The organism is Phyllobacterium sp. 22229, from assembly GCF_052056495.1.
Classification (GTDB): domain Bacteria; phylum Pseudomonadota; class Alphaproteobacteria; order Rhizobiales; family Rhizobiaceae; genus Phyllobacterium; species Phyllobacterium myrsinacearum.
In genome coordinates this window covers 1-20,335 of sequence record NZ_JBQEPA010000035.1, presented here as the reverse complement: position 1 = coordinate 20,335, position 20,335 = coordinate 1, and the positions used below count along the sequence as shown (strand labels likewise).

Genomic DNA, 20,335 nt, shown 5'->3' with positions numbered 1-20,335 from the left:
CGCCGCCGGGTTTGCCACCCGTCAAGGGGCGACAAATTCGCCGCCATTGATGTCGATTGTCGCGCCATTGATAAAGCCTGAGGTTTCCTTTGCCAGAAAGGCGACAAGCGCCGCCACCTCGTCCGGGCGGCCGAAGCGTCCGCACGGAATGCGGCCGAGCGCATCAAGATTGGCCGGACTGTCGGCGCGCCCGGACATATCCGTCAATATCCGCCCGGGCGCCACGAGATTGACGGTGATGCCGGCGCGGGAATAGGGCTCCACCAATGCCCGTGTTAGCCCGGCAAGGCCTGCCTTCGAGGTGACATAACTGGCACCGGCAATCCTCGGCCGGGCTCGTGCAGCGATGGAGCCGACCAGCACGATGCGCCCGAAGCCGTTTTTGACCATGCCCGGCAGGGCAGCCTGGCAGCACAGCATCGCGCCGGTCAGATTGATGGCCATCACCTCGTTCCATTGCCGCAGGGTCATCGCGCCAAATGGCACCGCGCCATCGGGCCCCTTGGGCGAAATGCCCGCATTGCAGACAAGCACCGCCGGCGCCTCCCAGGCCGCCGTCACTGCGGCAAAGAAGGCCTGAATGGCCGCTGCATGCGCCAGATCGACGGTCCGGGCGAGCACCCTGTCAGGTCCATGGACCTTTTGCAGTTCGGCCGCGGCCACGCGCACCTTGTCGTCATTCTGACTGAAAACGGCAACACGATGCCGCGACTGCAGCAGCGCCCGGGCCGTGGCAAGGCCGATCCCCGTCGTTCCCCCCGTCACAACCGCCACCCGCAAATGATCATCTCTCATCGGACGCTCCTGTCCATGGCCGCAAACAGCGACAAGGGCGGGTGCGCCTGCGGATCCGTCATGACCTCGATAAGCAAGGCTTCCCGACCATGCAGTCCCCGTTGCAATTGCTCACGCAGTTCCAGTGGATCGCCGATGCGCACCCACGGGCATCCGCATGCCTGTGCAATGAGGCCGTGATCAACATCGCCAAGATGGCAGGCGCTTGTATAGTGGCCAAACTTGACGGTCTCCGCATCCCTTTGAAAGCCAAGAATTCCATTGTTGAGCACGACGATGGTAACCGGCAGGCGCGAGCGGATCATGGTTTCCATTTCCGCCCAGGCATGGGCAAAGCCGCCATCGCCGACGATACACACAACTGCATCATCCGGTCTGGCCGCCTTGGCGCCGAGAGCAAGCGGCAGACCCCAGCCGAGCCCTGCCAGCCCGCGCGGCGTCACGAAACGCATGCCTGCCGACAGTGCGCGCAATTGCCCCGCTACCCACATGGACGCATAGCTGGCATCGGCAACAATGATGGTTTGCGGTGTCAGCAAGGCCTGCAATTCGTGCATCACCCGCTCCGGCCGGATCGGCGCGGCGGCGCAATGTGCCCTGGCCTGCCGGTCTTTGTCGAACCTGTCCCAGCATGCGGCGATCCTGCTTGCAATATTCGGCCGCGCCAGCGTGCGGCGGTCCAGATTCGTATCGCGCAGGAGCGCTTCGCGCAAATCCGCCAATGTCTCGCGCACATCCCCCACAAGGCGCAAGGCCTCGTAGGTTCGCCCGATCTCGGCAGGATCGATGTCGATGTGAATGACTTTGCTATCCCCTGTGATCTGGCGCCAGTTGTCGGTGCCGTTCTGATTGGTGCGTGTGCCGGCAAGCACGACAACATCGGCCTCCCCGATCAGCGCGGCGGTGTATTGGCCAAGCGAGCCCGGTCCCACCAGGGAGCCCAGAACCCCGGCCGACAAGGGATGACCTTCGTCGACGGCACCCTTGCCCATATTCGTCGTCAGCACGGGAATGCTGCAGTCCTGCTGCAGTGCAGCCAGTGCATCGGCGGCCTGACTGGCATGAATGCCGCCGCCGGCAAGAATGATGGGCGCATGCGCCTGCGCCAGGATCGATGCGGCTTCACTGATCAGGCACTCCGGCGGGCGCGGCCGGTCCAGCGGCCAAACGCCAAGCTGAGCCGTGCGCGGAAATACAGGTTCCGGTGCAATGTCGCGCAAGAGATCGGCCGGAAGAAGCAGCGCCACCGGACCGGGACGGCCGGATCCGGCCATGGCAAAGGCCGTGTCGACATAGTCGTCAACCCGGTCCGCGGCGGCGAGCCTGCGCACCCATTTCGTACAGGACTGAAACAAAGCGATCTGATCAAGGTCCTGGAACGCATTGCGATCGGTGTGGCCGCGTTCAACGTCCTGAACCAGGGCAACCACCGGAATGCTGGCTTTCAGGGCCTCGGCCAGTGGCGGCACCAGCAAGGCTGCCGCCGGCCCGTTTTGCGCGGCAACCACGCCGATCCTGCCGGAACAGCGCGCATAGCCGTCCGCCATGGCGCCCCCCATATTTTCCTGGCGATAGGCGATTTGCCGGATACCTAGCGCTTCGGCGGCCAGTATGACCGCCGAGGGCAGGCTCTGGGCAAAAACATGCGAAACGCCGTGCCGCCTCAGGGCAAGCGCGATGCACTGCGCCACGCTGCGGGATGCGTCACCGGCCATTGTCGTTTTCTCCATGCGTGCAGGCACTGGCAGCCAGAAACGCCGCAAAGGTTTCGATGATGTGTGCAATGTCTTCCGGTGTCATGGCCGTCGAAAGACAGGCCGCCGCCCCCTTCGGCAGGATAATGCCAGCCTGCAGAAAGTGCCGGTTCAGCCGCTCCATCAGCGCCTTGTCGGCTTCGCCCAGATAGGCCTGCCGGTAGTCGGTGGGAATGCGTGGGCGTGGATGGATGCGGAACAGCGAGGCCACGCCGCTGACGCTGAAACGGGCACGGTGATGGGCAATGGCCCCGTGCAATCCTTGCCGCACCGCATCTCCCATTGTCTCAAGCCGGTCGAATTGATCGCGTGTCATGGCCTCCATGGCCACCCGACCGGCGATCATGGAAATCGGATTGGCCGAGAAGGTTCCGCCCTGCGGCAGGGCGGGCTTGCCGCCATTGGCGCTGAAAACGCGCATCACATCCGCCCGTCCGCCGACGGCGCCGATGGCAAAGCCGCCGCCGATGATCTTGCCCATGGCGATCACATCCGGCGTCATGCCGTAGCGTGCACAGGCGCCGTGATAGCCCTGGCGCAAATTCAAGACTTCGTCGGCCACGATGAGAATGCCGTGCTTGTCGGCAAGGCCTGCGAGCATGCCGAGAAACCGTTCGTCGGGATGCAGCAGCCCTGCCCGGCTCGGCATCGGATCGATAAGGACGCAGGCAAGCCTGCCCGCCGCGGCGCTCAATTGTCGTTCGGTCTCGGCAAGGTCATTGAAACGGCACAGAACCACATTGTCGGCCACGCATTGCGGCATGCCCCGATAGGTCGGTGCCGCCCGCGGCATCTGCGCCACGCCCCACTGCGCCGGACCATTGGCCTGACCCGCCTCCGCCCAGTCATAGGCGCCGTGATAAGCGCCTTCGAAGCGGGCAATCGCCGGTCTGCCGGTAAAGGCGCGCGCCGCCTTGATGGCAAACATCACAGCCTCCGTGCCGCTGTTGACAAAACGGATCCGCTCCACGGATGGAATCCGCCCGGCTATCAGTTCGGCCAGAGCGATTTCACTTTCGGTCGGATTGGCAAAACACGTGCCATTGCTAAGGGCCGTTGCCACCGCTTCAACCATGGGCGCAAAGCCGTGGCCATGAATGAGCGTGGTGAAATTATTGTTCAGATCAAGAAAACGCCGGCCATCGGCATCGATGAGATGGGCCCCCTCCCCGCGCACGATATAGATGGGCTCCGGTTGCCTTTCGACGGTGACACGCGTTGTTCCATCGGGAAAGACCCGCCATCCGCGCCGGTACAATCGCTGCGATTGGCTCAAGCCGCCGGGATCGGCGGCGCCCCGAACATCATCTCCGTCCATGTGCAATATCCTCGCTGCCGCGCTTCATTATGTTGCAACAAAAATCACAGTTATAAAAATGTTGCAACAAAAATGTCACGCGGCGGTGATTTTACGGCTGATGATCGGCGGTTTTGGCTCTTTTCAGTTGGCGGAAGCCGTCGCGTATGTCGCTTTCAATGGCCGCCCGCAGGCTGGAGCCGTCGCGTTCACCGATGGCTTCGATCGCCGCCCGGTGATTGTGGACGCCATATTTTGCCAGGGCAAACTCGGGATAGAGATCGTTGAACGAGGCGCCGATGCGCAGCCATAGCGGCTCGATCATGCCAAGAAGGTGCGGCAATCCGGCCAGGCGGTAAATGAAGAAATGGAATTCCTTATTGTGCCAGAGTGCATCCGCATAGCGCGCTTCATCGAGCGCGGCGTCGATCAGCGCCTGGATGGCCTCCAACTCGGCAACAATGGTTTGCGTCCCCTCAGACCCGGCCCGCTCGGCGGCAAGTCCCTCCAGTGCAAGGCGAATGAGGGTAATCTCTTCAAGGGTTTGGCTATCAAGGTGCGGCACGATGACCGTCTTTGGCCCGGTATAGACAAGTGCCCCTTCAAGCACCAGGCGGTTGATCGCATCGCGTGCGGGGGTCGAACTGACGCCAAGCGCATCGGCGGCGGCGCGAACCGTCAATTTGTGCCCCGGCCTATAGGTGCCGCGGATCAGGCTTTCCTTCAATTTCTCATAGGCAATATCACCCAGGCGCACGGGTGGCCTCACCGACGCTGCTGCTTCGGCCACTGAAGACTCAGGCATTTTATTTTCCCATCGTTGACTTTGCAACTATTTTGTTGCATCAAAATAGTTGTGTGATGTTAATGCGAACAGTGTGTGACATCACCGTGTCATAGCATTTTCTGACGGCACCGTCCCGCGGTCAATCGCAAAATAGTGCGAAGGCCTTCGCAAACGATGTCGCACCATTACCCCCGCAAGGGGCATGAAGCGCAGTTTCGTCATCACGCATATTGTCAGGGAGAGGGAAATGATCGGGCAGTCGCTCATGCTCAATGGAGTGCGCAAACGCTATGAGGACGCTTTGGCCGTTGCCGATGTTTCGTGCCAGGTCGAACCCGGTGAATTCCTGTCGATCCTTGGCCCCTCCGGTTCGGGAAAGTCGACGCTTCTGACGATGATTGCGGGGTTTGAAACACCCGATGCCGGCTCCGTCCTCATCGGCGGCCGCGACGTGACGGGGCTGGCGCCCAACCGGCGCAACATCGGAATGGTGTTTCAGAAATACGCACTCTTTCCGCACATGACCGTCGAGGACAATGTCGGCTTTGCCCTGCGCATGCGCCGTCTGCCGAGGCCCGATATCGTCCACCGTGTGCACAGGGCGCTGCGGCTCGTGCATCTGGACATGCTGGGACTGCGTTATCCGCACCAACTGTCGGGGGGACAGCAGCAGCGGGTTGCGCTGGCAAGGGCGCTGGTGTTCGAGCCGCCCCTGCTCTTGATGGACGAGCCGCTGGGGGCGCTCGACAAGAATCTGCGCGAGGCGATGCAGCTTGAGATCAAATCATTGCACAAGGAACTCGGAGCGACCGTTGTCTATGTCACGCACGATCAGGATGAAGCGCTGAGCATGTCGGATCGTGTTGCCGTCATGCTCAACGGCACGCTGGCGCAGATCGGCACGCCGGTCCAACTCTATACGCAGCCACGCTCGGCCTTTATCGCCCAGTTCATCGGCAAGATGAATCTGATCGATTGCGAATGTCTCGGCATTGAGGCTGATTCGGTTGTTGTGCGTCTGTCCGGGACGTCGAGCCTGGCAGTCCCGCTGTCCAACTGTATCGGTCACCAAACTTTCCGGCGCGGCGTGCGGGTCCAACTTGCCGTGCGCCCCGAACGCCTGACGATTGCACCACCAGGCGAGCCGCATGCCGCCGTTTTCGGCCATGTGCGCACAAGCATTTTCGTCGGCGCCTTTCGCATCGTTCTGGTCGAGATCACCGCCATGGGAAATCCCATAATCCAGATTCAGGTGGCAGCATCCGTTCCCCTGCCCTTTGCCCAGCCCGGCGCTGCGGTCGCTCTCATTCCCGATGAGGGCGCCGCGCAATTGTTTGCTGTCGCAGACGGTGGCCTGCAATGACCGGCCAGGCCAAGCGTGAGCTTGCCGAACCCCTCCCTGTCCGGAAAGAGGCATGCCGGGTGCATTCGGCCCGGTCATTCGGACCCGCACTGACCGTGCTCCTGCTGGCGCCGCTGCTTGTGCTTTTGCTGCTCGGCTTTGTCTATCCGATCGCCTATCTCGTCAAGCTCAGCCTGTTGGTCCCGCAATTTGACACGGCACATTATCGCCGGCTTTTCAGCGATCCTCTCTATATCGACGTCATGGTGCGAACGGTCAAAATCGCGGTCGCGGTCATGGGACTGAGCTTTCTCCTGGGCTATCCGATCGCGCTGGTCATGGCGGGAAAACGGCGGCGCCTGTCACTGCTTGCCGGGGGATGTGTGCTGATCGCCCTCTGGTCTCCCGTCCTGGTCCGCTCCTACGCCTTTATCGTGCTTCTCCAGCGCAACGGTCTCATTAACACCCTTTTGCATCAGACGGGATTGAGCGCGACGGGCTTGCGCATGATCTATACCGAAGGGGCGGTTATTCTGGCCATGACGCATATTCTCCTGCCATTCATGATTCTGCCGATCTTCGTTGCCCTGCGCGCCATCCCGCACCATTACGGTCAGGCCGCGCGCAATCTGGGCGCCGGACCGGTTGCCGCCTTTCTTCGTATAACGCTGCCGCTGAGTTTGCCGGGCGTCTTTGCCGGTTGTGTCATCTGCTTCATTCTCGCCCTCGGCTTTTACATTACGCCGGCGCTCGTCGGCGGCCCCGGCAGCCTGATGGCAGCCACCCTCATCGGCCAGCAGGTCACCGTCCTTCTCGACTGGCCCTTTGCCGCAGCGCTGGCAACGGTGCTGCTCCTGTCCACTTTGTTGCTCGTCCTCATGTTCCGCAAGGTGCTCGCAACCAGCCGGGGATTTGACCATGTCCACTGAACAAGCCGCATGCCCGCCGACCGCCGGAAAAACGATGCTGCTTGCCGATCTGGGGTCCGGCCGGCGGCGATATCAATTGCCGGTAGCGCTCGGCTGCAACCTTGCGGTCGGGCTCATCTTGCTGTTCCTCGTGGTCCCAACGCTGATTGTTGCCGCCCTATCGTTCGGCAACGCATCGCATATGGAGTTTCCGCTGCATGGCCTGAGTCTGCGCTGGTATGAGGCCTATTTCAACGATCCCGCCTGGATGGCCGCCACCGTTTTCAGTCTCAAAATCGCTGTGGCAACGACATTCGCATCAACCCTTGCCGGAACGCTGGCGGCCATCGGTCTGGTGCGCGGCAGGCTGCCTGGCCTGGCCATCATCGAGGCTTTGGTACTTGGTCCGCTCATCATTCCCCATATTGTCTTGGGTGTCGCGCTCTATCTTGTCTTTGCGCCAATACACTTGACCGGGAACTTCGCCGGCTTTCTCATTGCCCATACGGTGCTGGCGGTACCCTATGTGGTCATCAATGTTTCCGCCGCCCTGCAACGCTTCGATTTTGCGCTGGAACGGGCCGCGCTCAGCTGCGGCGCCAACCGGGCGCAGGCCTTCATCCACGTCGTTTTGCCCAACATTCTGCCAGCGGTCGTCGCCAGCGCCGGCTTTGCCTTCCTGTCCTCCTTCGATGAGGCAACGGTGGCCTTCTTTCTGTCCGATGTCGGCGGAAAAACCGTCACTAGCAAGATGTTCGAGGATATCGATTTTAACCTGACGCCGGTCATTGCCGCCATTTCAACCATGCTGATGGGGGTCTCGTTCCTGCTGATGGGGCTCATCCACCAGGTGCGGCGCCGCTGACCGCCGCGCAGGGCAATCGGCCGCGTATCCAGACAAACATCAACGGGAGACACAATCCATGCGAACAGGAACAAAATATAGGAGGCGCGTCGTCAGCAATCTGGCAGCCTGCCTGCTATTGGGCGTGACAGGCGGTGCTGCCCTGGCCAATGAGGTGGTGGTTGCGACAACGGGCGGCGCCTATGAAAAGGCGCTGCGCGAAGCATGGTTTGATCCCTTCACGCGGCAGACCGGCATCCGCATTGTCACGGTGGCCGGCTCCAACAGCCAGATGCGATCCAAGGCCGCGGCCATGGTTGCCGCAGACAATGTCACCTGGGACCTGTTCATGCAGGGCGAAATTCAGGCAAGTTCCGATCAACATCGCCAGGTGGCGCAGGATCTGAGCGATTTCTGCCGGCAGTTTGCCGGGCGTGCCGACTTGCCGGGCGATACGTGCACGCCCGCCGGGGTTCGCCTTCTGTCCAATGCCACGCTCTTGAGTTTTCGCAGCGATGCCTTCAAGGGAGCAACGCCGGAGACCTGGGCGGATATGTGGGACACACAAAGGTTCCCCGGCGGGCGCGCCTTTCCCAATTTCGATGATCCCTGGCGTGTCATGGCCGCTGCGCTTCTTGCCGATGGCGTGCCGCGCAGCGCCCTCTTTCCCCTGGATATCGACCGTGCGCTGGCCAAGCTTGATCAGATCCGCCCTGCCGTTTCTCTGTGGTGGAAGACGGGCGATCAAAGCGTGCAGGGGATGCGCAATGGTGACTATTCCATCGGGCAGATATGGCTTTCCCGGGCGCAGGCGTTGAAGAATGAGGGGCTGCCGGTGGCATGGAGCTACAAGGCATCGTTTCTTGTCTCCGACCGCATCGCCCTTCTCAAACAGGCGCCCAACCGCGAGAATGCACTCAAACTGGCGGCCTTTTGGCTCAATTCGCCGGAAGCGCAGGCAAAGGTCTGCGAGGCTTTGTCCTGCACACCGCCTTCGGCGGCGGCGATCGCGTTGATGTCGCCGCAGGCGCGCGCCACCATGCCCAGTTCCGATGACGTCAAGACCTATCTGGTGGTGCCGGATAGCCAATGGATCAATGCCCATGCGGCAAGAATGCTGGAGCGGTGGAATGCCTGGATTCGCTGAGGGCTGCGGCACAACACGGGACATCGCGACAATGAACGACAAATCCCCGCGCATCATGGTCGGCCGCTTCTGGCACGAATCCAACGGCTTCAATCCGCATTTCACCCAGGGCAGCGATTTCCAGCTGGCGGAGGGCGAAACACTGATCGCGCAGGCCCGTTCATCCTCAACCACATTGGCGGGGATCATTGCGGCGCTGCAACGGCACGCGGTGCAGATCCTGCCGAGCCTGTCCGCCATCGCCGCCCCCGGCGGACTTGTCGATCACGACTTTTTCGAACAGATCAAGGCCAGATTCGTCGCCGACATACAGCGTCTCAAGCCCGATGCCATTGCATTGGAATTGCACGGCGCCATGGGCACAACGCAGCTTGCCGATGCGGAGGGCGATCTGCTGGCCGCCCTGCGCCAAGCGGCCGGCAAACACACCACCATCGCCATTGGTCTTGATCTGCATGCCCATGTGACGCAACAGATGCTCGCTGCGGTGGACCTGTGTATTGCCTGCAAGGAAAATCCACATTCGGATGTCGTTGAATGCGGGAGCAAGGTTGCGGTCTGCCTTCTGGCTGTGCTGCGGGGCGAATTGCGGCCGGTAACGGCCATGGCCAAAGTGCCGATGGTCCTGCCTGGTGCGGCAGAAACGGCGGCAGGGCCGCTGCTCGAGATTCACGATGAGGCCAGGAGACTGGCCAAGGCGGATCCGGCGATCTGGGATATTTCCCTGTTCAACGTGTTCCGTTACGCGGATGATCACGGCATCGGTCAGGCGGCGCTGGTGCTGACCAACAATAATCCGGTAAGCGCCGAACGGGCCGCTGCTCCGCTGGCCGCCGCCTTCTGGCACAAGCGCATGCGGTTTCAAGACGAACTGGTTGCCATCGGTGACGCGCTGACGATGGCGGCAGCGCGGCCGGATGCACGGCCCCTTGTTCTTGCCGATATGGGCGACCGCGTCCTTGCCGGTGCACCGGGGGACAGTACGGCCATATTGGCGGCCGCACTTCATGCACCCTGCCGGTTGCGCGGCGCCATTCCCATTACCGATCCTGAGGCTGTCGCACAGGCATTTGCCGCAGGTCGCGACAGCGAGTTATCCCTGCATCTGGGCGGAAAAATAACCCCGGGTTTCCGGCCCCTTTCCGTGCGCGCCAGGGTCATTCACCTCAGCGACGGAAACTTCGTGCTTGCGGGACCGTTTCAGGGGGGCGAACCCAGCGCAATGGGTCCGACAGCCACGCTGCTGGTCGACGGGCGTCTTTCCCTTGTTGTCACCAGCAAACCCGCCTTCAGTCATGATCCTGCGGTCTTCACCAGTCAGGGTGTGGTGATCGGGGCGCAGGATTTTGTCGTTGTGAAATCAGGATATCATTTCAAACTGAACTTTGCCGCACTGGCAAAGCCTGTGCTCGTCCGCACGCCGGGCCTTGGCTATTACACCAGGGGTTCCCTCGTCTACCGCCAGGCGATTTTCTGGCCTGAGCATGATGTTCCTCCACCGGTCGTCACGCCACAAATATTTACGAGAAACGCTCCGTTGGCCACGCCGATGGATGTACCCTCATGAGGGGCGCGGGAGTGGTGCAGCCAGTTCATAGCGCCGATAGACCGCGTCACGATAGGTGCCCGTGCTGTGATAGGCAAAGCCGATCTTGTGCAACACGCGGACCGATGGGGCGTTGGCCGGGCGGACAAGGCCGACCAGTCTCCTCATCCCGCAGGCAAAGAAGGCAAAATCCACGAGCTGTTGCGCTGCCTCGGTCGCCAGTCCCCTGCCCGACGCGGCCATGGTAAAACAGTAGCCCAGTTCGACATCGTCCCGGTCAAGGCTACGCAGTCCACAGCGCCCGGCAAATACCAGATCACCATTTGCCTGCTTCTCGTAGACGATGAAAAAGCCAAATCCATACTCCTGCCATTCCCTCAGATAAAGGCGCAGACGTTCGTCGGATTGCGCCCGTGTCATGGCGGTTCCGGCGGATGTCAGTTCAACCACAAGGGGATCGGTGTGCAGACGATAGAGCGTCGACGCATCGGATATCCGCACGGGCCGCATGTAGAGGCGTTGTGTTTCAAGCAGCGGAATGTCCCGTCCCGGACGATGCGGCTGGGTCATGTGTCAACCTGCGCTGGGTACGCCCAGTCTGTCATGCGCCGGTCGCGGGCCGGCCGCACACCTCGGCAAGCGACCGGCAGAGTGCCGTGATTTCCGCTGGCGTGTGCCCGGCAGTCGGACAGATGCGCAGTCCAGCGCATCCTTTGGCAACGGTTGGAAAGAAAATGGCCGAGACGTAGATGCCCTGATCGAGAATGGATCGGGCAGCGCCAATCGTTGCAAGCTCGTCGCCGATGATCATGGTTCTGATCGGAAAGGCAGTGCCGGAGAGTGGCGTGGGGCAGAGCTGGTCGAACTGGATCAATCGCTCCTGCTGGCTTTTTTGCAGCACGGCCAATTCCGCAGTTCTGTGCACCGCTTCCGACGCCAGAGCAGCGCCAATGGCGGCCAGATTGGGCGAGGCGGAAAACGCGTGCGAGACTGAAAATCGCCGGAAAAGATCGGATTGATGCGCGGTACCAAGCATCAGAATCCCGCCCGATGCTCCAAATCCCTTGCCAAGCGACGCGGCGATGATGGTCCGATCACCGAGCGGTCCGGAGATATGTGAGCGGGCATAGCCTTCTCCCGCTTTGCCGAACAGTGAAATGCCGTGAGCGTCGTCAATATATAGGAAGAGGTTTTGCCGCGCTTGCAGATCGAGCAAATCACCGATTGGCGCTGCGCCTCCCATTGAATAAATGCCATCGCATATATAGGCAACGCACCGGTTCCGGCGACAGATCGCGTCCAGCCTGTCGAGGTCATTGTGTTCGATGGTGTGTACTTCCGCCTCCTCGGCCAGGGTGCCTTTGTGAAACGCCAATGTGGCATGCGCCAGACGGTCGAACACCATGACGGGTTTTATGCCCTGGGTCAGATGACCGGACGCGAGAAGCGGCAAGGCGCCCATATTGGCCGCAAGAACGCTCGAATAGGCAATCACATGGGCGGAAAAGAGGTCGGATAGTCCTTCTTCCAACTGCCCTAGCAGCGCAAAATTGAGACGTGTGCGGGCACAGGACCAGTGCAGCGTACCGCATTGCTCGAGCGCGCGCACCGCGCCCGCGATGATCTGCGGATGGTTGTCCAGCCCAAGGTAGGAGCAGCGCACGAAATCGACGATGCGGCAGGGCATTTTATCGGCATTGAGCAATTCGACGCTCCGGCCGCCGCGCGGATGGGCATAAAGGGCCATCAGTCCCTGAAGATGCGCGGCGGCAAAATGCGGCGCGGCATGCTCAATGAGCTTCTGCGTGTTGCGACGGTGCGCACCTGCGCCGCGCGCGGTGGTTGTCTGGTCAATCATGCCGATCCCTCAAAATCGCTGTTTGGAATGAATATTAGTCGCTCAATACGGTAGATTCACAGTTATTCTATAGTTATTCTGAAGTATTACATTATTTCAGAGGGAAATAGGTAAATATTATGAGAAATTACAAGAATATATCGTCACGTAAAGGAAGTTTTTAGGTGTATTCTTTGCGTATAGGTCAATATTTTTGCAAATCTGCCCATTGTGAACAAGGCCCCGTCATTTTCACGATTGCGCGCGCGAGGCTTCGTCATTGACAAAGGCATACCCTATCGAGCGAATGGTACGGATGAGGTTCATACCGGTTTCTCGTTTCAGCAATCGCCGCAACCGGCCGATATGAACGTCGACAGTGCGTGGTTCGACATGGACGTTTTCCGGCCACGCCGCGCGGACCAATTCTTCGCGACTGAAAATCTTGCCGGGAAACTGCGCCACAACGCAAAGTATCTTGAATTCAATCGGGCTGAGATGAATGCTCTTGCCATCATGCCGGTGGACGCGGAACTTATCAGGCAATATGGTCAGGCCGCCAACGGAAAGCCGTGATTTGCTCTCGCCCGGGCGATTGCAATCGCGCCCGGGACCGACGATGGTCCGGAGGCTGGACAAGAACCACTGCGGCGCAACTGGCCGTGCAAACACCTGATCAACACCGGCCTTGAGCAGGCCGATATAGGATTTGTCGCAACCGGACACAACGCGGGCGATGATTGGTACTTTGCCTCCGGTCTGTCCGGAGCGAAACTTTGCACAGATTTCCGCGGCGAATTTAAAATCCTGCTCGCAGTCAAGAATGATGGCAGCAACATTGCCGGCCTCTTCCAGGCGCACAGCCTCATCGACCGTTTGGGCAATCTCGCTGCGGAACCCTTCTGCCTCGAATATATGCTGCAGCATGAGGAAGAACTCGGCATCGTGCGAACAGATCACAATTACAGGTGCCATCTTCCGTTCCTTTGTGGGTTGCAGTGTTCACCAGAGCAGTTTATGACAGGCGGGTCATTTTTGTTGCAACAAAATATGACAACAAATGTGAGAAGAGAAGTTATATTTTGCTGCTCGCATGTTGCGGGGGAGAAAGGAAAGCCGCCGTTTGCCCGTCGTTTTGAGCTAGGACATATCATCCATGCTTGGGGGCTTTTGCTTGTGCTGACGAGCAGCATTTGGATGTTTAGGCATGAAAGTATGGAAATGTGCTGCTGAAGCATGGGGCCAGTTGCGTGCATCAATTGCCAGGGACGACACGAAGATCGGGATTTTCCTGATGTGTCTCACGTGTCCGTGAGGACGAACGTCCGGCAATTGACACTGACCCCGCCGGCTTCACCTGGGAACATGCCATGCTTAAAGACGATACTTCGCGTTCCGATCCTGAACTGGCGATCTGGAACGAACGGGACATTGAAAAGGCAATTGCAGCCACGCGGTTGCTGTACGGCAAGAGAGCCAGCGTTGCAGCAGCCTGGTATGCGCTTGCCGCGCGCTGCGATGGTCGAAGGGCCGACTATCGGTTCTGGTTTGGTATCTTTGAACGCCTTCGCGCGGAAACCGGCGCGGCGGCTGGCTCAGATGCAGGCTAGACAACGGTCGTTTGCGATCATTGCCGGGCGGTTGCGATCGTTCGGTTCATCCCAGCACTTGTTTCCCGTGTCGGAGCTGACAAAACGCGGGCAAACCTATGGCTTTTTCCCTTCTGCAACGGAATGGCCGTCGGTCGCCGCACTGTGCGGATTGTCCACCGTCATGTCCGCCCATGTACCAATCAATTCGGTGACCGGTACGTCGAGCTCCCGGCATAGAGCATAAAGCAGGCCCAGGGAAACATTAGCGCGGCCGCGCATGATACGTGTCATATAGGTGTTGGACACGCCAACCCTGCTGGCCAGTTCATGCAATTTGAAACGCTCGCGTTTGCGCAGCGTTGCGAGCGATGCTGCCAGCCGCAATTGAAAAATACCCAGCTCTACGCTTTCCTCGAGCGGGGCACTGTATTTTGGCATTCATTTTTCCTCAAATCACTGTTGCTGGCTGAGTATAGCATACACTCTAGTGGGATTTGTATCCGCTCTGTCATGATGGGTCGCCGTCGGGCCTGCATCACACCCAGGGCACGAGAGTGCGCAGATCATGATGATCTGCGTTGTCCATTGCGGCGAGGCTGCCCATGGCAGAAGCGGCAGTTTCTGGGGCTGTGGTCTGCCACTGATCCACTGGCACATCGGGCTCAACAATGCGGTTGAAGACGGGGCCGGTTTTGAGTGACTGTGCTCTTGTCAGCGTTTTACGATCTATAGCACATTGGCCTGACATTCACGGTTGTCCCCTCCCCTCCTCTGGCACTGACGAATTGTCGGCGGCGTGCGTTGCAAGCGGTGCTGAGAGTTGGCAGCTTGTTTTGGTTTGGCAGGATAGGACTTCTCGTTGAGAAGCCCGTTTCGCCCGCGGGGCGATTGCCTGCATCCCGGCTGATCTCTGGCCTGCGGGATGCTTCTTCTCAGGCTCATTTGCCGGGGATCATGTGATTGACAGATGGAACGCAGGACAATGTTTTCAGCGGTCGTGCCGATCCAAAAGTATGAACAAGATGGATTTCGCTTGCAGTTCTCCAAAAATAAAATATAACTCTAGTTGGCTTTTTGTTATGCGCCTCATCGAAGCTGAAACCTTCCCGGCTGATGATCGCTTATTGCTCGTGGGCTGGATCTCATTTCTGATGCAGTCCCATGGTGCGAACTTTCAAGAAGCGGGTTCGGCCAGGCAGGGAAATCCGAGTTTTTCGCATCTCGATCTGGCGGTGCGATCATTGGAAACGGATCAAAGAGTGAGAGCTGTGAATGCTCTCAGGTGAGACTCGATCGGTGGGCAAGCAGATTCGAACCGGTTGATCACAGCGATCGTTGGTTAAAGATCAGGATGCCAAGTGTCATGCCACACAAATCATCTGCCGACGGCTTGCCCGTATTGAATGACCATCGGGCACTGCCGACATATTTTGAGAATATCGAAAAGGATGATGATCGGGGCAGTCCGCCCAAGCGTCCCCTGCCCTTTGTGGTATCCGGGTTGTCGTCCTTGCGTGCGGCGCGCAGATTCGGCGTGGCGACAGCATTTAGCCGTGCGCGCGGCAACAATGCGGTTGTACTGAAAGTTCTCAGCTATGGTGCTGGTGTTAGATCTGCGCGCAATGTTCTTGCCTATTTGGCAAAGGAGGAGCGGGCTGTCGATCAACATGGCCACGAAGTTGCCGACGTAAACAGAACGATCGAAGAATGGAGCCAGGAATTCAAGGGGCGGGCCGGCTCGAAAGATATCCTCATTCTACGTTATCTACTGACCAATGCGAGTGGCGACAGGATCAGCAAAGCCATGATGCGCATTGGCAATGAAGGACTACATGATGACCAGGATACGGAGCGATCATTGGCATATAGCGCCGAGCCGGCGGCGTGCGACCAGATGCTGTTGACGCTTGCCATAATTATCGCCCCTGAAAAGCATGATCGGGCCGATAGGCACAAAGAAGGTAGATTGAAGCCCACGGAAGACGCGCGCGAAAGGATTCATCGCAACATTGAACGCTATCTGGGTGGCGAAGGGATTGTGGTGGCATTGCGGAAAGGTTTCGAAACAACCACCGGGCGGAAGGGCCTGAGCGCCGCGCTCCGTTCGATGGGACGACGTGGGGCGGCTGTTACAATCTCGACCAAGACATACATCAAATATCGAGAAGGCAAGATCGGTGAGTATGAACGCGGTTCTCAGCGGCGTACAGTCGTCACAAACAATCACAGAGAGATCAGCCGGGAAAGCGCGGTCATTGCCTCTTTGATGAGTAGTCAACAAAGCCGTGACTTCATGCATCTTTTGATTTCGGCACCGGCAGACACCGATCGCGACAATTTCATCAAAGCAGGTGCAGCTTTTCTGCAGACCCAATTTGCCGGCCACCGGTACGCTTACGCAATTCACAACCGCAACGAAGCGCGACGGCATCCGCATCTTCATGTCATCGTTGCCATGAATGATGGTCACGGAAAACGCCTCGATCCCAATATCCGTGATTTTTCGAATTGGCGGGTTTGCTTTGCCGAAAAGGCCCGCGAACATGGCATCAAACTGGAGCCGCAAAAGCGCACGGACCGCGCTGCGCCTCCGGCGATAAAGCGATGGGAATGGGAACTATTCCGCCGTCTAGGCATGGCAGCTCCGCCGACGCTTGCGCAAAAGGTCTGCATGAAGTTGTTTGACCGGCCGACGGCACCTCGGCTTGCTGCGGCAAGGGTAAGGTTCGAGACGACGCGAAGAAATCTGATCCGTGTGATTGAATTGCTTGATGAATTGAGCAGAGACCGCAATGGCCCCAGCACCGCACGCGAACTGAGTAAAGAACTGCATGATGGGCTTTCACGCGAATATCAGCGATTGGAGTGCACACTGCACGACCGCCGTAATCCTATCTTGGAAAGAAATGCGATCCACGAAACCAGGACAGTATATCTCTCTCGTTCTCAGGCCGATAGCGCCAAGGAGCACATTGCGAGAAGGATTACCGCCACGGCAGCTTTGATTCAGGACCCGGTTGACCGGTCGATCTTTACCAATGCCGGAGAAGTCATCAATCGATTGGCGCGCCTTCAGTTGGACGCCCGGATCAATGAAGTCGCTGTAGCGCGAACAGCTGAGCGAAGATCGGTGATTTGCGATGATCCTGGCACCCTACCCGGGCATCGTGCGCTTCCCACTGAACTTCAAGGCCTCAACACCGTTGCAAAGAAGATTGGCCGTGTCGTGGACGTAAAAGCAAAGTCGGAGCGATTTAATGCGGGTGAAAATCTCAAAGGCATGGTGCCCGACAAGGATCACGGTCGGATGATCGCAAAGGAAAGGAGCCGCATGCGGTGACCTGCATCCTGGTGGAGAGGGCTTTCACATTGTGTTGCGACGTCAGCGAGTGCATCACGCACAATGTTTGTGGTGCTTGTGTCTCCAGGACGGATCGTCTGGATTGCACTGCGTCTCTCACAATTGCGGGGCGTCCATTGCGAACAATGGGCCAATGCGTGGTGATGATCCAATTGGGGTGCTCGCAGCCCTTTGCGGGTTGTGCTCAATACGAGCTGGCCGTTGGGAGTTTGCATTCAAACCTGGTTGTCATCATCAAACGATATTGGGGATGGGGAAGACGTTCTCATCATCTTCACCGATCCACTGTATTCGGCATGGCCGACAGTCGAGCAAGGGAGCTATGATCTTGTTGCGGTTTCCGGTCGTCGCATGGAGCCGGTGCAAATAGTATTTCTCAATGCCGGCCGTTCAAGCTTTTCGGTTGTTCAATTGAATCCGGGCTCGATGCCATGAGATGTGATGAAGTCGAGCACGGAAATTGACAGCCGTGCAGAATGTGAAAAAATCAAACTGTACCAATGTGTTAAGGGAGGATCAAATGGGTGGAGCCGCCGATGTTTCATTCGATTTGATGAGGTGACGCGCAGCATAATCAAATAACGCAATATGATTGTTAAGGTATTGTTAACCAAAAAAATCTTGCTGTTATTTCCGAATCGGGCATTAATCACACTTCATGAGCACATCGCTTGAGAAAAGCGTTATTCCGGAAACTACCAAATATGAACTTGCAGCCAGATCACGAAATTCAATTCGATTTTGATGAGGAGATTCTCGAACAAGGAGAGCTCATCTCGGATAAATTGAACATGTTGCGTCTGGAGCAGTATCCTCCTAATGCGCTTAAAAGCCTACGACAATTTTCTTCTGCAGAAGTTGCTGAATTTCTTGGTGTAACACAAAACCATATCAAGAAACTGCATTTGGAGGGGAAGGGCCCCGCTCCTGAAGTGTCCGGGTCTGGCCGGCGCTCGTATACAGCCCAGCAGATGCTTGAGCTGAGGCAGTATCTCGACAAGCATGGCCGCTCGGACTTTAAACGCTATGTCCCGTATCGTCGGCACGGCGAAGCGCTTCAGGTGATTTCGGTGGTGAATTTCAAAGGTGGTTCCGGCAAAACCACCACCGCTGCGCATCTCGCTCAGTATCTCGCATTGACCGGACACCGTGTCTTGGCAATCGACCTTGATCCGCAAGCGTCATTATCAGCTTTGCATGGGATACAACCTGAACTGGATAAAAATCCGTCATTGTACGAAGCACTGCGCTACGACGAACATAGAAAATCGATCCGGGACATCATTCGACCTACCAATTTTCCGGGCTTGGATATCGTTCCAGCAAATCTGGAATTGCAGGAGTATGAATATGAGACTCCTCTGGCGGCCTCAAATAAGAGTTCACCGGAGGGAAGGCTTTTTTTCACCCGCATTTCTTCGGCGTTGAAAGAGGTTGATGATCGCTATGATGTCGTTGTCATTGATTGCCCACCGCAGCTCGGATATCTGACGCTGACATCGCTTACGGCGTCAACTTCTGTTTTGATCACCGTGCACCCTCAGATGCTTGACGTGATGTCAATGTCGCAGTTTCTGTTGATGCTGGGCGGAATACTTCAGTCAATCAAGGGCGCGGGCGCTGCCGTTAGGCTGAAATGGTTTCGCTATCTTGTGACCCGCTATGAGCCAACAGACGGGCCGCAGGCCCAGATGGTTGGTTTTCTGCAGGCCCTTTTCAACAAACGGATGCTCAAAAGCCAAATGCTGAAGTCCACCGCCGTTGCGGATGCGGGGATTACCAAGCAGACCCTTTATGAAGTCGAAAAGAGCCAGTTCACGCGTTCAACCTACGAGCGCGCAATAGAAAGCCTGAATCTGGTCAATTCCGAGATCGTTTCCCTGGTTCACAAGGCATGGGGGCGCAAGTGATGATTTTGACAGCCGTGCAGAACGTCAATTTTGCACGTTATTTCAAGACGCTAGGGTCGATTTGTGGAGGTAATGATGGCTAGAAAGGACCTTTTAGCAAGCATAACCGCCTCCTTGGCCGAGGACCAACAGGCGCATTCACCATCGGGGGCCCGATCCGAATATGCCAAGCGTGGCGCGTCCCGCTCAATGATGCAGTCACTTGATGAACTTGCTGAAAATTCTATTCGGATGCTGGACGGCGAAACTGTCGTTTCCCTTGATCCCAGCGACCTCGATGGTTCCTTCATCGCCGATCGAATTGGGGAGGACGATGATGCATATCTGGAATTGAGGGAAGCAATTCGCCACTCGGGACAGTCCACGCCTATTCTGGTGCGTCCTCATCCGGATGATCCCAGACGGTATATGATCGTGTTCGGTCACAGACGGGCAAAAGTTGCAAGAGAGCTCGGATTCAAAGTTCGTGCGATCATAAAGCCGCTGGCTGATATCGAACATGTGCTCGCACAAGGCCAGGAAAATACCGCGAGAGCAGACCTTTCCTTCATCGAGAAAGCATTATTTGCGCGCAAACTCATGGATAGTGGGATGACAAAGGAGACGGTCAAGTCCGCTCTGACTATTGATGACACCCTTCTATCCAGAATGATCTCTGTCGTCGACACAGTGCCAGCGATTGTCTTGGAAGCCGTAGGTGCCGCAAAGGGCGTCGGTCGGGACCGCTGGGAGGAGCTGAAGAAGCTCGTACAGATTACAGGCAATGCAGCCAAGGCAATCGAGTTTATTGGATCCAAGGACTTCAAAGTCGGCACCCAAGAGGGCTTTAACCTCCTTCTCAATCACATCAAGGCATCAAAAAAGCAGAAAACGCCCAAGCGTGTGGTTGATCAAGGGATCTGGATTCCTGATGACAAGTTGGTCAGCGTGACGAGTAAGCCAAGACCTAAGGGTTTCTCGCTCGACCTGACAGATAAGGAAGCGAAACCATTCGGTGAATGGATTTCGAACAATTTGGATCGTCTGTATGAGACGTTCAAACAGTCAAGGAAGTAGAAACGGAGACTAGAAACCGCACAAGAAAAAAGCCCACCTAAACATCTCTGTCTGGGAAGGCCTCTCTCGTATTCTTAGCAGGTCGAGAATCGCATTTCCGGGAATCAGTGTCAAGCAGAATTGGCGTCGTTTGGGCGGATGGATTTCTTTTGCCTATTG

General features: G+C 57.8%; 19 protein-coding genes. 11 read left to right on the top strand and 8 right to left on the bottom strand.

From position 1 onward, the window contains the following. Nucleotides 1-21: 21 nt before the first annotated feature. The 4 genes from fabG to ACTJJ7_RS26860 all read right to left on the bottom strand — a co-directional run bounded on the left by fabG (nt 22) and on the right by ACTJJ7_RS26860 (nt 4,651). Nucleotides 22-795 (bottom strand): 3-oxoacyl-ACP reductase FabG, encoded by a 774-nt coding sequence (gene fabG / locus ACTJJ7_RS26875; protein WP_105738256.1) that lies wholly within the window; start codon nt 793-795, stop codon nt 22-24. Beyond that, nucleotides 792-2,510, bottom strand: a complete 1,719-nt coding sequence (locus tag ACTJJ7_RS26870) for an acetolactate synthase catalytic subunit (protein ID WP_105738255.1) — start codon at nt 2,508-2,510, stop codon at nt 792-794. Before ACTJJ7_RS26870 ends, fabG begins: the two co-directional genes overlap by 4 nt. After that, the gene (locus ACTJJ7_RS26865; protein ID WP_105738254.1) at nt 2,500-3,867 is read right to left on the bottom strand and encodes an aspartate aminotransferase family protein; all 1,368 of its coding nucleotides are present in this window, start codon (nt 3,865-3,867) and stop codon (nt 2,500-2,502) included. The genes ACTJJ7_RS26870 and ACTJJ7_RS26865 overlap by 11 nt, the downstream gene beginning before the upstream one ends. Before the next feature lie 91 nt (nt 3,868-3,958). Then, complete coding sequence (locus ACTJJ7_RS26860; protein ID WP_130273101.1) at nt 3,959-4,651, bottom strand: GntR family transcriptional regulator; 693 nt, start codon at nt 4,649-4,651, stop codon at nt 3,959-3,961. A gap of 229 nt (nt 4,652-4,880) precedes the next feature. Here ACTJJ7_RS26860 and ACTJJ7_RS26855 point away from each other — a divergent pair, with 229 nt between their 5' ends. The 5 genes from ACTJJ7_RS26855 to ACTJJ7_RS26835 are packed head-to-tail and all read left to right on the top strand — an operon-like array spanning nt 4,881 to nt 10,441. Next, on the top strand, nt 4,881-5,996 hold the full coding sequence (locus tag ACTJJ7_RS26855; protein WP_105738294.1) for an ABC transporter ATP-binding protein: 1,116 nt from the start codon (nt 4,881-4,883) through the stop codon (nt 5,994-5,996). Beyond that, entirely contained in the window at nt 5,993-6,904 is a 912-nt protein-coding gene (locus tag ACTJJ7_RS26850) for an ABC transporter permease (protein WP_105738252.1), read from the top strand. The genes ACTJJ7_RS26855 and ACTJJ7_RS26850 overlap by 4 nt, the downstream gene beginning before the upstream one ends. Next, nucleotides 6,894-7,748 (top strand): ABC transporter permease, encoded by an 855-nt coding sequence (locus tag ACTJJ7_RS26845; protein WP_245421275.1) that lies wholly within the window; start codon nt 6,894-6,896, stop codon nt 7,746-7,748. The genes ACTJJ7_RS26850 and ACTJJ7_RS26845 overlap by 11 nt, the downstream gene beginning before the upstream one ends. A 58-nt stretch (nt 7,749-7,806) precedes the next feature. Next, a complete protein-coding gene (locus ACTJJ7_RS26840; RefSeq protein WP_105738250.1) occupies nt 7,807-8,874 on the top strand; it encodes an ABC transporter substrate-binding protein in 1,068 nt (355 codons plus the stop codon). A gap of 31 nt (nt 8,875-8,905) precedes the next feature. Beyond that, on the top strand, nt 8,906-10,441 hold the full coding sequence (locus ACTJJ7_RS26835; RefSeq protein WP_440969381.1) for a M81 family metallopeptidase: 1,536 nt from the start codon (nt 8,906-8,908) through the stop codon (nt 10,439-10,441). Here ACTJJ7_RS26835 and ACTJJ7_RS26830 read toward each other — a convergent pair. From ACTJJ7_RS26830 to ACTJJ7_RS26820, 3 genes are all read right to left on the bottom strand, one after another. After that, complete coding sequence (locus tag ACTJJ7_RS26830) at nt 10,436-10,990, bottom strand: GNAT family N-acetyltransferase (protein ID WP_105738248.1); 555 nt, start codon at nt 10,988-10,990, stop codon at nt 10,436-10,438. The genes ACTJJ7_RS26835 and ACTJJ7_RS26830 overlap by 6 nt on opposite strands. Before the next feature lie 31 nt (nt 10,991-11,021). Further along, entirely contained in the window at nt 11,022-12,278 is a 1,257-nt protein-coding gene (locus ACTJJ7_RS26825; protein WP_440969380.1) for an aminotransferase class I/II-fold pyridoxal phosphate-dependent enzyme, read from the bottom strand. 231 nt (nt 12,279-12,509) lie between these two features. Next, nucleotides 12,510-13,232: a winged helix-turn-helix transcriptional regulator gene (locus ACTJJ7_RS26820; RefSeq protein ID WP_105738246.1), complete on the bottom strand. Its 723-nt coding sequence runs from the start codon at nt 13,230-13,232 to the stop codon at nt 12,510-12,512. 395 nt (nt 13,233-13,627) lie between these two features. Between ACTJJ7_RS26820 and ACTJJ7_RS26815 the strand changes: the two genes are divergently transcribed. Further along, the gene (locus tag ACTJJ7_RS26815) at nt 13,628-13,867 is read left to right on the top strand and encodes a hypothetical protein (protein WP_105738245.1); all 240 of its coding nucleotides are present in this window, start codon (nt 13,628-13,630) and stop codon (nt 13,865-13,867) included. 96 nt (nt 13,868-13,963) lie between these two features. On the opposite strand, the gene ACTJJ7_RS26810 is transcribed toward ACTJJ7_RS26815, so the two are convergent. Further along, entirely contained in the window at nt 13,964-14,287 is a 324-nt protein-coding gene (locus ACTJJ7_RS26810) for a helix-turn-helix domain-containing protein (RefSeq protein WP_105738244.1), read from the bottom strand. A 127-nt stretch (nt 14,288-14,414) separates the two neighbouring features. Between ACTJJ7_RS26810 and ACTJJ7_RS26805 the strand changes: the two genes are divergently transcribed. The 5 genes from ACTJJ7_RS26805 (at nt 14,415) to repB (ending at nt 20,176) form a co-directional block, all read left to right on the top strand. Further along, a complete protein-coding gene (locus ACTJJ7_RS26805) occupies nt 14,415-14,549 on the top strand; it encodes a hypothetical protein (protein ID WP_280952438.1) in 135 nt (44 codons plus the stop codon). A 313-nt stretch (nt 14,550-14,862) separates the two neighbouring features. Beyond that, nucleotides 14,863-15,135 (top strand): hypothetical protein, encoded by a 273-nt coding sequence (locus tag ACTJJ7_RS26800; RefSeq protein WP_130273097.1) that lies wholly within the window; start codon nt 14,863-14,865, stop codon nt 15,133-15,135. 77 nt (nt 15,136-15,212) lie between these two features. Beyond that, on the top strand, nt 15,213-17,189 hold the full coding sequence (locus ACTJJ7_RS26795) for a relaxase/mobilization nuclease domain-containing protein (RefSeq protein ID WP_440969379.1): 1,977 nt from the start codon (nt 15,213-15,215) through the stop codon (nt 17,187-17,189). A gap of 725 nt (nt 17,190-17,914) precedes the next feature. Continuing rightward, nucleotides 17,915-19,120 carry a plasmid partitioning protein RepA gene (gene repA, locus ACTJJ7_RS26790; RefSeq protein WP_105738242.1) on the top strand — a complete coding sequence of 402 codons (1,206 nt, stop codon included), beginning with the start codon at nt 17,915-17,917 and terminating at the stop codon, nt 19,118-19,120. Nucleotides 19,121-19,195: 75 nt separating this feature from the next. After that, nucleotides 19,196-20,176, top strand: coding sequence for a plasmid partitioning protein RepB (gene repB / locus ACTJJ7_RS26785; protein ID WP_105738241.1), 981 nt, complete (start codon nt 19,196-19,198; stop codon nt 20,174-20,176). Nucleotides 20,177-20,335: the final 159 nt, after the last annotated feature.